Source organism: Halomonas sp. BC04 (assembly GCF_000568385.1).
In genome coordinates, this window is the sequence record NZ_AZQX01000085.1 from 1 (window position 1) to 14,212 (window position 14,212).

11 protein-coding genes and 2 pseudogenes are annotated in these 14,212 nt (G+C 63.1%); 3 read left to right on the forward strand and 10 right to left on the reverse strand.

Translation table 11 applies throughout. From position 1 onward, the window contains the following. From Q427_RS06215 to Q427_RS06245, 8 genes and pseudogenes are all read right to left on the reverse strand, one after another. A pseudogene (locus tag Q427_RS06215) lies at window positions 1-828 on the reverse strand (phosphate ABC transporter permease PstA); the annotation flags it as partial. Next, window positions 825-1,957: pseudogene (locus Q427_RS06220) on the reverse strand (ABC transporter permease subunit). The pseudogenes Q427_RS06220 and Q427_RS06215, both read right to left, overlap by 4 nt. A 43-nt stretch (window positions 1,958-2,000) precedes the next feature. Continuing rightward, window positions 2,001-2,249 carry a hypothetical protein gene (locus Q427_RS36060; protein ID WP_331280558.1) on the reverse strand — a complete coding sequence of 83 codons (249 nt, stop codon included), beginning with the start codon at window positions 2,247-2,249 and terminating at the stop codon, window positions 2,001-2,003. A gap of 26 nt (window positions 2,250-2,275) precedes the next feature. Beyond that, complete coding sequence (locus tag Q427_RS06225) at window positions 2,276-2,905, reverse strand: substrate-binding domain-containing protein (RefSeq protein ID WP_331280559.1); 630 nt, start codon at window positions 2,903-2,905, stop codon at window positions 2,276-2,278. A gap of 136 nt (window positions 2,906-3,041) precedes the next feature. Further along, window positions 3,042-3,428, reverse strand: coding sequence for a response regulator (locus Q427_RS06230; protein ID WP_081785855.1), 387 nt, complete (start codon window positions 3,426-3,428; stop codon window positions 3,042-3,044). A gap of 22 nt (window positions 3,429-3,450) precedes the next feature. Continuing rightward, the gene (locus Q427_RS06235; RefSeq protein ID WP_051496175.1) at window positions 3,451-6,741 is read right to left on the reverse strand and encodes a chemotaxis protein CheB; all 3,291 of its coding nucleotides are present in this window, start codon (window positions 6,739-6,741) and stop codon (window positions 3,451-3,453) included. 79 nt (window positions 6,742-6,820) lie between these two features. Beyond that, entirely contained in the window at window positions 6,821-7,726 is a 906-nt protein-coding gene (locus tag Q427_RS06240) for a ribose-phosphate diphosphokinase (protein ID WP_043512037.1), read from the reverse strand. Further along, window positions 7,726-9,321 carry a thymidine phosphorylase family protein gene (locus Q427_RS06245; protein WP_081785852.1) on the reverse strand — a complete coding sequence of 532 codons (1,596 nt, stop codon included), beginning with the start codon at window positions 9,319-9,321 and terminating at the stop codon, window positions 7,726-7,728. The genes Q427_RS06240 and Q427_RS06245 overlap by 1 nt, the downstream gene beginning before the upstream one ends. Before the next feature lie 189 nt (window positions 9,322-9,510). On the opposite strand from Q427_RS06245, the gene Q427_RS06250 reads away from it, so the two are divergent. From Q427_RS06250 to Q427_RS06260, 3 genes are all read left to right on the forward strand, one after another. Next, the gene (locus Q427_RS06250; RefSeq protein WP_043512039.1) at window positions 9,511-10,467 is read left to right on the forward strand and encodes a 2-dehydropantoate 2-reductase; all 957 of its coding nucleotides are present in this window, start codon (window positions 9,511-9,513) and stop codon (window positions 10,465-10,467) included. Next, window positions 10,460-11,227 carry a class I SAM-dependent methyltransferase gene (locus Q427_RS06255; RefSeq protein WP_043512041.1) on the forward strand — a complete coding sequence of 256 codons (768 nt, stop codon included), beginning with the start codon at window positions 10,460-10,462 and terminating at the stop codon, window positions 11,225-11,227. Before Q427_RS06250 ends, Q427_RS06255 begins: the two co-directional genes overlap by 8 nt. Before the next feature lie 69 nt (window positions 11,228-11,296). Beyond that, entirely contained in the window at window positions 11,297-12,277 is a 981-nt protein-coding gene (locus Q427_RS06260) for a ribose-phosphate diphosphokinase (protein WP_197030527.1), read from the forward strand. Window positions 12,278-12,372: 95 nt separating this feature from the next. On the opposite strand, the gene Q427_RS06265 is transcribed toward Q427_RS06260, so the two are convergent. Both Q427_RS06265 and Q427_RS06270 read right to left on the reverse strand, forming a co-directional pair. After that, window positions 12,373-13,428, reverse strand: coding sequence for a hypothetical protein (locus Q427_RS06265; RefSeq protein WP_051496176.1), 1,056 nt, complete (start codon window positions 13,426-13,428; stop codon window positions 12,373-12,375). Between the two features lie 68 nt (window positions 13,429-13,496). Then, window positions 13,497-14,111: a transglycosylase SLT domain-containing protein gene (locus Q427_RS06270; protein ID WP_197030528.1), complete on the reverse strand. Its 615-nt coding sequence runs from the start codon at window positions 14,109-14,111 to the stop codon at window positions 13,497-13,499. Window positions 14,112-14,212: the final 101 nt, after the last annotated feature.

Genomic DNA, 14,212 nt, shown 5'->3' on the forward strand with positions numbered 1-14,212 from the left:
CGGCCATACGCCGCCGGCGGTATTCGCTGCCCGCGGCCCTTCGGAAAGAAACCGCCACACTCCCCGCGACCAGGCGCCGACCTTTTCCGGCAACGACATGGCATTGGGTCGCCAGGCGCGCAACACCTCGTCCAGAGACAGGGCCAGTCGCCGGCCATCGACACTCTCCAGTACCACGACATCCGCCCGCATGGTCTCCTGAAGCCCACGGATTCGCTCGTCGGCCTCGACCAGCCTGCGCTGTGCCGCCCTATCGTCGGGGTCATTCTCGAGTCGGCGCACCAACGGCTGGATCACGCTATGCACAAGATCATCGCGCTCGCCACGCAGCACCTCGACCGCGGTTAGACGCGCCTGGAGCGTCGCCCAGACCCCGTCGCCATCGTCGACCGACAGAGCCGCCACCTGCCCCGCAGGCCGCACCTCGACCAGGCGACCGATGAAATCACCATGTTGAAGCCGTTCCATGACCACGAGCTCCCGGGGGCGGTCACTTGCAACGATGCGACCGACCTCCACCCATCGCCAGACATGGCCATGGAGATCGCGATTGCCGGTGAAGTAGAGCCGCTCCCTGCCCCCACTTGGGCCACCGCTTTCCGGCAGGGGCAGTTCACGCACGGCACGGCCGGCAAGCACCTGGCCATCGTCGAGCTCCACCAGCGACATGGATGCCGGCCAGAAATGACCCAGGCCACGCACGGCAATCAGCGTCAGCAGCCCCCCGAGCAGAAGTAGCGACAGCGCCACGCTGCCGGCAGCCAGCCAGGCCCAGGGGCCTTCGCCCCGAGCGAGTCGAACGCGGCCAGTCAGCGTGGCCAGATTCATGACAGATCTCCCAGCCGACGGTAGCGACGCCGCAGTCGGCTCCGCACCACTTCGGCCAGCGTGTTCACCAGGAAGGTGAACAGGAACAGCAGCAGTGCGGCCAGGATCAGCAGCCGGTAGCTATCGCTTCCCAGCACCGCCTCGGGCAGTTCGATGGCGATACCCGCCGCCATGGATCGCATCCCCTCCAGCGGGCTGAGGCTCATCAACGCGGCATTGCCACTGGCCATCAGCACGATCATGGTCTCGCCCACAGCACGGCCTGCACCGATCATCACGCAGCGAAAACGCCAGGCGCCGCCGCCGGCAATACCACCTTCCACAGGGTCTGCCACCGGGTTGCCCCCATGGCCTGGGCGCCCTCACCCAGGCTGCTCGGCACCCCCGACAGGGCATCCTCCGCCAGGGCGTAGACGCTGGGCATGACCGCAAACCCCATGGCCAGACCGACGATCAAGGCATTGCGGCTGGCATAGTCGATCCCCAGCTCGACATCCAGCCAGCCGCGCAGGTCGCCGGCGAACAGCCACGTTTCCAGCCAGGGTGCCAGCGCCAGCGCCGCCGCTCCCAACATCGCCAGCCAGGGCACCAGCCAGAGTCCGGCCCAGGCCAGGGGCAGACGATGGCGCACTGCCACCCCAAGCAGGCGCCATATGCCTCCCGCCGCCAGGATCCCCAGCGGCATCACCAGCAGCAGAGCGAAAGCCCCGGCCAGGTGGCGCTCCACCCAGGGGGCCAGTACCAGTCCAGCCACGAAGCCGATCACCACCCCGGGTAGGGCCTCCATCAGCTCCAGCGTGGGTTTTATCCGGCTGCGCAAACGTGGCGACATGTATACGGCGGAGTGAATGGCCGCACCCAACGCCATGGGAATAGCAAACACCAGCGCCCAGAGGGCCGCCTTCAGCGTGCCCCATGCCAGCGGCGTCAACGAACGGCTGATCTGTTCCTGGCCCAGCGCACCGCTGAACAGCGACGGCACCACTTCGATTACCAGAAAGGCGCCGATGGCCAACACCGCCAGGATCACGCCGATGCCGCCCGCCGCGATCAACCCCGATGCCAGGCGATCGAGCAGATGCCGCCGGGGAGACCGGTGTGAAGGAGAAGCGGGAAAGGGCTTGGTCATGAGCAGAAGTGTATAACGGCTTGATGACAATTGGATGACAGGCTCACGGCCCCAGGCCAAGGTCTAGCCGCTGACGTACCACTGTCGCCTCGGGCAGGGCCACGAAACCCAGGGCCGTTACCGTCTCCTGACCCTGGGGAGAAAGCACCAGGTCGAGAAAGGCCCGCTCAGGCGCCGGCAATGCCTCGCCCGGGGGGAGATTGAGGTAGAGATAGAGCGAGCGCCCCAGGGGATAATCACCGCGTTGCACGCTCTCGGTATCGGGGGTGTGGACGGCTCCATCGGCATCCACCAGGGCCAGCGCCTTTACCCCGGGAGTCAGGTGGTTGAGGCCGGCATAGCCGATGGCATGGAGCTTTCGGTGACCGCCGCTACCACGGCTGCTGCTCCGGGGTGCTCGTTGAGCCGGCGACGATACTCCCCGCCGCACAGCGCCCGCTGGCGGAACAGTCCATAGCTGCCCGAAGCCAGGTTGCGACCATGCAGCTCGATACGCCGGGTCGGCTCATCCAGGTTCAGCTGTTCCCAGCGATCGATGGCGTGCTCGGCGCCACAGCGACGGGTGCGCGAGAATATCGCATCCAGCGCCTCCAGTGGGACGGCATCGAGTGGATGATGGCGATGTACCACCACCGCCAGGGCATCGCGGGCCACCTCGACCTCCAGCGGTGGATAGCCATGACGCGCGACGAATACCTCGCGTTCCTCATCGGTCATGGGACGCGACATGGGGCCCAGGCGCGTGGTCCCGGCCGTCAACGCAGGAGGGGCACTGGCGGAACCGCTGACCTGGAGCTGCAGGCGCACGCCGGGATAACGGTGGGTCAGCTGCTCACCCCAGCGCAGCATCAGCCCGGCCAGGGTATCCGAGCCCACCGTACCCAGCGTTCCCGAAGGGACATCGGAACGTGCCGGCACCTGCGCCAGAGACTGGGGTTGAACAAGCATCAGGACAAGGCCAACCAGCGAAGTCAGCAGGCCAATCCGCCAGCGTGGAAGCCGCCGCCTCAAAGCTGGCCTCACTCCTCCCTACCCAGCATCAACCAGCCATGCAACTGACTCTCGAACAAGATGCCCCCTTCATTTACAAGGTTTTACTGACGTAGCGCCGACCCTGCATCATCTGGCGAATGGAGTCCGGCACCTCATCCGGATCGCCTTTCAGGATATACCCTTCGGCGCCGGCCTCGAAGGCCTGGTCGACGTAGCGTCGTTCACCATGGCCGGAGAGGATCGCACACTTCAGCGCCGGGTATCTCACCTTGATCGACTTGATCAGATCCAGCCCGCTGATACCCCCCAGGGAGAGATCGACCAGCACCAGGTCCGGCCCCGTCTCATCGAGGCGTTCGAGGGCGACCTCGCCCGAATCGACGGTCTCGCAGACTTCCAGATCTGCCTCCTGGTCAATGAATTCCCGCAACATGTCACGCATGAAGGCGTGATCCTCGACGACAAGCACTTTAATCATGGCATCCGTGCTCCCGAAGTAGTCAGGTTTTCGCGGGAGGTGGCGCATGGGCCTCCTGCAACCAGTCCGGCCGTGCCGGTACCTTTATCAGGATAGAAGTTCCCTCGCCCGGTGTGGCATCGATCTGCAGGGCGCCACCCAGAAACTTTAGCCTCTCGCGGGCGGCAACCAATCCGAAGCCGGGGTCCATTTCATGCTCGGACTCCATCATTGCCTGGTCGAAACCGCAGCCCAGGTCGCTGACTCGAACCAGGATATGCTCGCGGGTCTGATCGAGTTCGATATGTGCCCGATTCACATCGGCATGCTTCTTCACATTGAACAGCAGTTCACGAACGATCTGGAAGACGAGGACGCGCAGGTCATGGTCCGGGGTGTACGGCGCCCGATGAATCGTCATCTCCACTTTCAGGCCATGGAGCTCCTGCATCTGGCTCTGTAGCCACTCCAGTGCTTCGGCCAGCCCCTCGGTCTTGAGGATGGGTGGGCTGAGATCGACAGTCAGCTGCCGTGTCTTCTCGATGGCCTGAAGAATCCACGACCGGGTATCCGCGACCAGCTCGGTCAGCTGCGGTTGCCCCATTTTGCTGAGCTTCTCCTCGACCAGGCGCAGCTTGATCTGTATCCCGTAAAGGAGCTGCTGAAGGTCGTCGTGGAGTACCTGGGAGACCCGCCGGCGCTCCTCCTGCTCGGCCATGGTCAGCTTCGACGCCAGTTCGCTGACCTGCTGGGTACGCTCCTTGACCCGCGCCTCCAGCGTTCGGTTGGCTTCGGCCAGCTGCTCTTCGAAGCGCTTGCGCTCGGTAATGTCAACGAAGGTGATCACCACACCACCGATATGTTCGCTGGTGCTGCGGTAGGGACGTACCCGGGTCAGGTACCAGTTGCCTTCGAGGTCCTGTACCTCGCGATCGACCGGTACCAGCCTGGCGAGCACGTCCTGTGCATCGCCGTTCAGCCGGTCATACCCGAGACGGTGGGTCAGGTCAGACAGTGGCCGCCCACGGTCAGTCATGCGGATATTGAACAGCTTGCCCACCTGGGGGGTGTAACGCAGGATGCGAAATTCCGAGTCGAGGAAGATCGTGGCGATATCGGTCGCGCTGAGCAGGTTCTGCAAATCGTTGGAGAGCTGGCTGAGTTCTTCCACCTTGTGGCGATTTTCCTGATTGACCGTGGCCAGCTCTTCATTCATCGACTGCAGCTCCTCCTTGGAGGTTTCCAGCTCCTCCATGGTCGAACGCAGTTCCTCGTTGGCCGATTGCAGCTCCTCATTGGCCGCATTCATCTCCTCCTGGCCCGACTCGTATTCTTCGATCACCGTCTGCAGGCGTTGCTTGTACAGTTCCAGCTCCGCCTGAAGCTCCGTTGTCGATGTGCCATTCCCCCTGTTCGACCCGCCGCCCTCTTCTTTCGATTCCGTAAGCTCCTCGAAAATGACCAGGGTAAGGTCCTGCTCCTCCCGCTCTTCGGCCGGGCGCACATGTATGACGAGATGACGCTGCTCACCATCGAGAAGAAGCTTTATCGGTTTGGAGCGAACCGGACATCCCTCCTTGCTGGCCGCAACCAGCGCCGCACGCAGCTCGAGGCGCAGCTCCTCGCGCACCAACTTGAAGACACTGAAGGTCGGCTCGCCGCCCGGGTGCACCAGATAGCGCCCGGCCTTCTCGGAGAAGTGTACGACCTTGTTGGCGGGGTTGAGCAAAATGCTCGGCGGGGCATAGCGCTCCACCATCTTCTGATGCAAGGCACCATAGGAGACCGGCGCCTTGGGGTCTGTGTCGGGATGCGCTTCCGCGTGGTTGTGCCACCCTCGTGTAAAGGGAAACACCGGAAGTTGCAGGGCATGGGTGGGCACATTGCGCTTGCGATACACGCAATGCCGCTTGTTTTCGAGATGGAACAGGTCGGAGCGGTCGGAAGTCTCCGAGGTGCCCAGCACCAGGTAGCCAGAGGGATTGAGGGCATAATGGAAGACCTGGATCACGTCCCGTTGCACGTCACGCTGCAGGTAGATAAGAACGTTACGACAGGTAATCAAGTCGAGCTTGGAAAAGGGAGGGTCCCCCATCAGGTTGTGGGGGGCGAAGACCACCAGTTCCCGCACTTCCTTGCGTACCCTGAAGCCGCTCTCCTCCTTGATGAAGAAGCGGCGTGCCCGCTCGGCGGAGACGTCGATCTCGATATCGCCGGAGTAGAGTCCTTCACGGGCCACCCTGAGAGAAGGCTCATGCAGGTCGGAAGCAAAGACCTGCAGGCGGGGCGGATTGTCGAGGTGTGCCGCACTCTCCAACAGCAGAATCGCCAGTGAATAGGCCTCCTCGCCGGTGGCACAGCCAACCGACCAGAGGCGAATCGACTCATCCGGGCCCTTGTTCTTGAAGAGCTGCGGTATGACGTCATTCTCCAGCGTCTCGAAGACCTCCCGGTCACGGAAGAAATTGGTCACGGTGATGAGAATTTCTTCCGCCAGCGCTCGGGCCTCTTGCGGCTGATCGCGCAGCAGTTCGAGATAGCGCCCCAACTCCTCGACATGATTCAGCTGCATTCGCCGCTGGATACGCCGCATGATGGTGGAGCGCTTGTAGCGGCTGAAGTCTCTGCCGGTACGGGCGCGAATCTGGGTAAATATCTGCCGCTGGATCTGCCGCTGCCCCTCATCGAAATGGTCGCTTTCGTCCTCGGGCACCACGATGCGGGGCTGCGTATGCGTATAGCGCAGGATCTCGCCCGGTATCTCGGCGACCGGCAATACCCGATCGATGAGCCGAGTGGAGATCGCACTCTGCGGCATGCCGTCGAACTCGGCCTCGTTGGGGTCCTGCACGATCGTCAAGCCGAAGCGCCCTTTGATTTCCTTGATGCCCAGTGTCCCATCCGATCCCGTGCCGGTCAGGATCACCCCGACCGCATGTCCGTCGTGGGTGGCTGCCAGAGTACGAAAGAAATGGTCGATGGGCGCCCGGTCACGGCGTTCCGCCTCCAGATCGGAGAGCCGCAGGTGAGTGTCGATGCTGTTGAGATTACGGCCCGGTGGTATGACATAGACATGATCCGCCAGCAGCGCCACGGTCTCGTTGACCTGCTGGACGGGAAGCTTGCAGAAGGGCTGCAGCAGTTCGGCCAGATGACTCTCGTGCTCCGGCGAGAGATGGATCACGACAACGAAGGTCAGCCCGGTGCTCTCCGGCAAGTTCGCGAAGAACGTCTTCAGCGCTGAAAGGCCGCCGGCCGAGGCACCGATACCTACCACCGTCAGCTTTTCGTCGCCTTCCACGAAAGCACTCCCAGCCTCATCCGGTCCTGTCATCCTACAATCCTGTTCCGAGGGTGAGACATCCACGGTGCCGGATGTCCTGATGAAAATCATGGGGCCATTGCTGGATGGTTCAACCCAGCGCGCCCAGTACCTGCTCCAATGCCTTGGCCAGCACCGGGGCCATGGCAACGACATTGCTGTCATGGGCGATGCAGTCGGTGCTCCAGATGTTTTCTACCCCGGCGGACTGGATGACCTCCAGGGCGTTCCCGGCAAACAGCGCATGGGTCACGGCAACATCCACCGACTCGGCGCCAGCATCGAACAGCTGCCTTGCGGCGCGGGCCAGCGTATGGCCGGAACTGGCGATATCGTCCATCAGCACCACCTGCCGGCCAGTGATATCAAGCCGGGGCAGTTCAATATCCACCTCCCGATCACCCTTGCGCACCTTGCGACACACCCCGTGCTCGAGGCCGCACCCCTCCGCTGCACTTTCGACCCACTGTGCCGACTCTTCATCGGGACCGATCAACAGCGCCTGTCCACGCTGTTGTACTATGAACTCAGCCAGCCGCGGCGCGCCGGAGAGGGCAATGGCGTGCTTCACAGGTATTGCCTGCTCGAGGCGTTCGATGCGATGCAGATGGGGATCGACGGTGATCACAGCATCAAACCACTCGGCGAGAAATCCCCCCACCAGCTGCTGACTGACGAGTTCGCCGGGGTTGAAGGCGATGTCCTGACGCATGTAGGCGAGGTACGGAGCCACCAGGACCAACCGCTTCACACCGTTCTGACGCAAGTGGCGAGCCATCAGCATCAATTCGAAGAGTTTCTCGTTTGGCCTGTCAAGGCTGCGAAAGATCACCAGGGTTTCCGGAAACTCGCTGGCCTCGACAAAGGGCAGCGCCAGGCAGAGTTCGTCGTCGGGAAATCGGTGGCAGTCAATGGCAATTGACTCGATGCCCGCGGCGGCGGCAACCCGCCCTGCCGAGAGGGCATCCTCCTTGAAATAGAGCATCCTGGCAGACATCAAAACTCCACGTTCATAGGACTGATCCGGTGGGCCTCGCCAATACTGTAGCCGCTTTCGCGCTCACTACACTGACGCGCGAAATCACACTCGCTGCGGTAGGCCGCGTAGACGCGATAGAGTGGCTGGCCCTTCTCGACTTCATCACCGATCCGGGCGTACAAGTCGACGCCGGCGCCCTTGGCCTTGGGGGCGCCGGCCAGGCGGGCGATGCGCGCCAGGCGAAGGTTGTCGATAGCGGTGACGACGCCATCCGACTCAGCCAGCACCTCGAAGTCATGGGGCGCAAGCGCGAGGTTGTCGAGGTCAAAGGGCTTCTTCCCCTGAGCCCGAATGATCGACTGCATCTTCTCCAGGGCACGCCCCGAGTCGAGTATGTCCCGGGCGATTCCGAAACCGTCGCCGCCACGGACATCAGGGTCGAATTCGAGCATGCGCCCCGCCAGGCGCAGCGATTTCTGGCGCAGATCCATGGGCGCATCCGGATGGTTGGTAAGCACTCGCATCACGTCACGAGCCTCCAGCACGGGACCGATGCCCTGCCCAACCGGCTGGCTGCCGTCAGTGATCACCACATCCAGCGTCAACCCCATGCGACCGGCAACGAACTCGAATAGCTTGCGTAGACGCCTCGCCTCGGGCATGGAGCGCACCTTGGCAAGAGGACCAACGGGGATATCGAGCAGCAGGTGCGTCGAACCGGCAGCCACTTTCTTGGAGAGAATCGAAGCGACCATCTGACCTGGCGAATCGATGGAGAGGGGGCGTTCCACCGCAATCAGGACATCATCAGCCGGTGAAAGCTCACTGGTTCCGCCCCAGGCCAGACAGCCTCGGTGAGTCCGCACCAACTCACCCAGCTCATCGAAGGGGAGCTCGACCTTGGCCAGCACCTCCATGGTGTCGGCAGTACCCGAGGGCGACGTGATGGCACGCGATGATGTCTTGGGACAGAGCAGCCCGTGGGCAGCGACGATGGGCACCACCAGCATGGAGGTGCGATTGCCGGGAATGCCCCCGATGCAGTGCTTGTCAACCACCGGGTACTCGTGCCAGTCGAGCCGTCGCCCGACCCGGCTCATGGCATCACTGAGATAGAACACCTCCTCGCGGTCGAGCTCGCCCAGGTCACAGGCAACGACGAAGGCGGTCAACTCGATCTTGGAGTAGCGCAAATGCGCGATATCCTGAATGATCTCCTGGAAGTCCTGGCGTGTCAGACGCTCACCGGCGATCTTGCGATGCAGGGCTGGAATCGAGATCGCCGGCTCCGCCTGGGAGACACTGACCGCGTGACCTTCTTCGACACCGAGGGAAGCGAAAGCGTCCTCGGAGAGGCCGAGCTGGACATGGCCGACAATGGCGGTGTCGTCCACCACGTTGAGACTCGCCAGGATGCACCGACCGTTGGCCCGCACCTCAACCTTGGAGAGCGCCTGGAAGCCCTCGGCCCGATACAGGTCGCACTCACGGTGCAGGTAGGCGACGTTTTCGCGATACGTATCGATGGCAACACGCCTTAGCGTGAGCGGTAGTCCGTTCTCCTGCAGGGTACCTTCCGTTGCGACAGGAGCAGGACGAGAGGGCTTGTTCATGGTCCGATTGCTCGCTTATGCACTATGCCTCGCTCAAGTCTGCATCAATTCCACCGGCAAAGGCAGCGCAATGACGTGACCGCTTGATATCGGACAAGTCGGCTTGATCAACGGTGCGGCCATTGATCGACATTATCACTATCCTGATACTCATAACCCACGGGTGTTATCCCAACCGAAGGAGGCAAGATGAGATTCGCGATCATGGGTAGCGGCGGTGTGGGCGGCTACTTCGGGGCTCGCCTGGCTGAAGCGGGCGAGGACGTGACCTTCATCGCCCGTGGCGAGCACCTCGCAGCGATCCGCCAGGATGGATTGGCCGTCACCAGCATCAAGGGAGATGTGTCGATACATCCTGCCCAGGCCTCCGACGACCCGGCGTGCGTCGGCGTAGTGGATTGTGTGATCGTGGCGGTAAAGGCGTGGCAGGTACGCGAGGCGGCGGAAGCGATGCGCCCGATGGTCGGGCCGGATACCGTCGTGCTGCCCCTGGAAAACGGGGTCGAAGCTGCCGACACGCTGGCCGAAGTGCTGGGCAAAGGCCCGGTGATCGACGGGTTGTGCGGTATCCTGGCGTGGATCGAGGCCCCGGGACATGTGCGCCATGCCGGCGTCGACCCATTCGTTCGCTTCGGCGAGCGCGACAACCACAGCAGCGAGCGGATTTCCCGACTCAAGGCAGCCTTCGACCAGGCCCGGGGTGTCAGCGCCGAGATACCGGATGACATCAAGGTTGCCCAGTGGAGCAAATTCCTGTTCATCTGCGCCATGAGCGGCATAGGTAGCATCACCCGCTCACCCATCGGAGTGACGCGACAGCTACCGGAGACACGCCTCATCATCGAACGCATGCTCGAGGAGATCGATGCCGTCGCTCGTGCCCATGGCGTGGCCTTTCCCGACGACGCTGCCGCCCGTGCCATGCAGTTCATCGATGCCATGCCGGCCGAGAGCACCTCCTCCATGCAGCGCAACATCATGGCCGGCCAGCCCTCGGAGCTGGAATCGCAGAATGGTGCCGTGGTGCGGCTCGGCCGTGCCGTGGGCATTGAGACTCCGACCAATGAATTGATCCACGCCGCCCTGCTACCCCAGGAGCTGGCGGCTCGCGCCGCGAACGACTCCCCCGGAGCCCACAATGAATGACGCCCCCCACAACGCACCTGGGCAGCAATGGCAAGCCAGTCGCTATGCCCACCACGCCGATTTCGTCCCCGCACTGGGTGGTGAGGTGGCCGAGCTGCTGGACCCGAAGGCCGGCGAGCGTATCCTCGACCTGGGATGCGGCGATGGCAACCTGACCGAAGCCCTGGCCAGGTCGGGCGCCACGGTCATCGGCGTGGATGCCTCTCCCGATATGATCGAGGCGGCCCGGGCACGCGGCCTTGACGCGCGCGTGGTGGACGCCCACCACCTGCCCTTCGATCATGAGTTCGATGCCGTTTTCAGCAATGCCGCACTGCACTGGATGCTCAACCATGAAGCCGTGATCGCCAGCATACATCGCGCCCTCAAGCCCGGGGGACGCTTCGTCGCCGAGTTCGGCGGTCACGGCAATGTCGCCGCCATCTGTACCGCCATCCTGGCAGCGCTGCAGGCTCGTGGGATCAGTGGCACGGCACGCTTTCCCTGGTTCTTTCCGACGGTGGAAGAGTACGGCACCAGCCTGAGGGCCGCCGGCTTCACCATCGATACCATCGAACTGATACCACGCCCCACCCCTTTGCCCACCGGGATGTCCGGATGGCTTGCCACCTTCGCCAATGCCTTCCTCCACGGGCTCGATGAAGAGGTGCGCGAAGCGATCCTCGACGATGCCCTGCGCCTGCTATCCCATACCCTGTGCGACAGCCACGGAAACTGGACCGCCGACTACGTTCGCCTGAGGCTCAAGGCACACCGCTGACAGCTTCCCAACGGTTGTCGATGACAGCGTCTTGGCTCAATTGGGCCGGACTGTCCTATATTGAGCAGCATGAAACTCTTTGCACTCAATGCCAGCCGCCCCTTCGGGGAAGCCGTGGCCCGAGAACTGGATGTCGTCCTTGCCGACCATGAAGAGCGAGACTTCGAAGATGGCGAGCACAAGGCGCGGCCGCTGGTCAGCGTGCGCGGCGACGATGTCTACGTGCTGCAGAGCCTGAACGGCAACCCCGAACAGAGCGTCAACGAGCGGCTCTGCAGGTTGCTGTTCTTCCTCGGAGCCGTCCGCGAAGCCGGAGCCCGGAGGGTCACCGCAGTGGCCCCTTATCTCGCCTATGCCCGCAAGGACCGTCGCACCAAGACGCGCGACCCGGTCACCTCCCGCTATCTGGCCATGCTGCTGGAAACCATGGGTATCGATGGGATCATGTCCCTCGACGTACACAATCCCGCGGCATTCCAGAACGCCTTTCGCTGCCTCTCCCATACCCTCGATACCCGCCGACTATTCGCCACTCATATGATGGAGCGCTGTGGCGAGGGGCCTGTGGTGGTGGCCTCCCCCGATCCAGGCGGTGTAAAACGGGCCCAGGGCTTTCAAGAGATGCTGGCGGCCATGCTGGACAGGGACGTGGGCCTGGCTTTCATGGAAAAACGTCGCAGTGAAGGCGAAGTCAGCGGCACCCTGCTGGCCGGCGAGGTGAATAACGCCACGGTGCTGGTGGTGGACGACCTGGTCAGCTCGGGCGGCACATTGCTGCGTGCCGCAAGAGCCTGTCGGGAACGCGGCGCACAGACGGTTTACGGCCTGGCGGCACACGGTCTCTTCGTTGGGGATGCAGGCCACGTCATCAGCGACCCGGCGCTTGCCAAGATAATCGTCACGGATACGATCCCGCCGACCCGGCTGGACGACCAGGTCGTCCATCATCATCTGGAGGTGGTCAGCGCCGCACCGCTCTTTGCCGAGGCGATTCGACGCGTCCATGAAAACCGCTCGCTCAGCGAGTTGCTGGAAGGGCCTGAATATTGAAGGCCCCGGAATAGTGAATGACATGGCGAATTGCGCCGGGAGCACATCACCCTAGGCCTGGCCAGCGCCCGGTCCGGCCAGGGCAGATGTCCTGCTCAAGGGACGTTAAGGACATGGCAGGCCCGCTCGGCAAGAGCCAGATACTCCCTGGCCCTCGCCCGCCATTTTTCCGGCTTGCGCGGGTCAGGCTCGAGCAGGTGCAGCAGCGTCAAGCGCGCCCGAAGACAAGCTCGATAAGCGGTATAGAACGCCAGCAGCCTGGGGTCGGGAGAGTCGTGCAGCGCCCGAGTACAGCGCTCGAGAAGCTGGGGCCCAATCCAGCCCGCCCCCAGCCGCTCGCACTCCATGCCCAGGAAGCTCAACTCGTCGAAGGGGTCCACCTGGCGCAGGGCATGGCTGAACTCGAGGCAGTCGATAATCACTGGAGGCCGCGAGAGACAGACATGATCGGGACGCAGGTCGCCGTGCCCTTCGACGATGCGCCCCTGCCGGGCGCGGTCTCCAAGCAGATCCGGCACCTCCTCGATCAGATGCTCAAGCCGGGAAAGAACAGCCTTCACCCTCTCTCGCGGCAGCGAAAGTCGCTCGTCCTCAAGCACCTCCCGGTTGCTGGCGTGCTCTCGAGCAAAGTGGTCGAGGTAGGCGTCGGGCGAAATGGGCTCGGCCTTGAGTCCGCGATAGAAGTCAATGAGGAGCTCGGCGACGCGATCGATGTCTGCGGGGAGGACGCTTTCCTTCTTCAAAGCCACATCCAGCAACAGAGGCTCCGGCAGGCGACGCATCACCACCAACCAGTCGACGACGCGCTCCCTGCCGCGCAGGACGAGATTACCGGCCAGGTCCAGCCCCAGTGGCACGACGTCGAGATAGACATCCGGCGCCAAGCGACGATTGAGGCGCACCTCCTCGCGGCAGAGGAACTCGCGCATCGTCAGCGAGCGCCCGTCGCCATGGCCATAAGCGAGTGGCTTCTTTAGCTTGTAGGCCCGATCGTCTACCAGAAAGACCCACGCCATGTGCGTCTCACGGACCTCCACCTCGCCCGTGGTCCCGTGATAGGAGGCCTGAGTGGAGAGAAACGCCACCTTGTCCCGCTCCGATGGCTGACTCGCTTGACATGAAGAGTGTGGATCGGACGCATGCTCGACCATTGGCAACCTCCTCGCGAAATGGATTGCCGCGGGCTAGCGGGAAGCGCGGAGCTATGCGCCAGCATAGATCATCCCGTCGAGCAGAAGGGACCGAACTGGTAAAAGCGGCGGCAACGAAGCTCCGCTTCGCAGGCAGGCAGCTGCGACTGGTAACGTGCGGCCCGTGCACTCACCTGGCTGGCCGCCCGGATAACCTGAGGCTTGCTGCGGAAAGTGCCTCGACGGTAACCCCCTTGGCCTTCGTGATAGGCCAGGTAGAGGTGTTCGGGATTCTGCAGCGATATGCCGAGCTGATCATGGGTGCGGCGGTTGTACCAGCCAATGAAGTCGGTGGCGTGCTTCATATGGCTGCGGCGTGCCAGGGCACTGCCCGCCTCCTCCCGGTACTCACCCCAGACCGGATCCAGAGCCTGCGAATAGCCTCGCGCCGAGGATGGCCGCCCCCCGGGGATGAAGCCCAGGATGCGATTCCTGGGCGGTCGAGCATGACTCCTGAAGGAGGACTCCTGTTGAATGAAGGCCATCTGGGTGGCGATGGGAGTGCCCCACTGCTCTTCCGCTTCGCGTGCGTAGTCGTACCACTTCGGCTGTTCATGGAATATCTTGCAGATATTGGTCTGGTCCTGCGGCGGCGATGGGGCCATCATGGCGCAGCCCGATGACAGCAGGCCGACCGCCATCATCAATATGCCCGGTGCCAGGCGCCGAAATCCGCGCAAAAGCCACCGCGGACGGTGCTGGTCCCTGCCTGTCTGAGCCACGTAGCCTTGCCTCATCACGCACC

Excerpts from the sequence above, each read along its gene's own strand:
- Q427_RS06235 (WP_051496175.1), bottom strand. The coding sequence starts at position 6,741 with ATGACAGGACCGGATGAGGCTGGGAGTGCTTTCGTGGAAGGCGACGAA.
- Q427_RS06230 (WP_081785855.1), bottom strand. The coding sequence starts at position 3,428 with ATGATTAAAGTGCTTGTCGTCGAGGATCACGCCTTCATGCGTGACATG.
- Q427_RS06245 (WP_081785852.1), bottom strand. The coding sequence starts at position 9,321 with ATGAACAAGCCCTCTCGTCCTGCTCCTGTCGCAACGGAAGGTACCCTG.
- Q427_RS06260 (WP_197030527.1), top strand. The coding sequence starts at position 11,297 with ATGAAACTCTTTGCACTCAATGCCAGCCGCCCCTTCGGGGAAGCCGTG.
- Q427_RS06255 (WP_043512041.1), top strand. The coding sequence starts at position 10,460 with ATGAATGACGCCCCCCACAACGCACCTGGGCAGCAATGGCAAGCCAGT.
- Q427_RS06265 (WP_051496176.1), bottom strand. The coding sequence starts at position 13,428 with ATGGTCGAGCATGCGTCCGATCCACACTCTTCATGTCAAGCGAGTCAG.
- Q427_RS06225 (WP_331280559.1), bottom strand. The coding sequence starts at position 2,905 with ATGCTTGTTCAACCCCAGTCTCTGGCGCAGGTGCCGGCACGTTCCGAT.
- Q427_RS06250 (WP_043512039.1), top strand. The coding sequence starts at position 9,511 with ATGAGATTCGCGATCATGGGTAGCGGCGGTGTGGGCGGCTACTTCGGG.
- Q427_RS06270 (WP_197030528.1), bottom strand. The coding sequence starts at position 14,111 with ATGATGGCGGTCGGCCTGCTGTCATCGGGCTGCGCCATGATGGCCCCA.
- Q427_RS06240 (WP_043512037.1), bottom strand. The coding sequence starts at position 7,726 with ATGTCTGCCAGGATGCTCTATTTCAAGGAGGATGCCCTCTCGGCAGGG.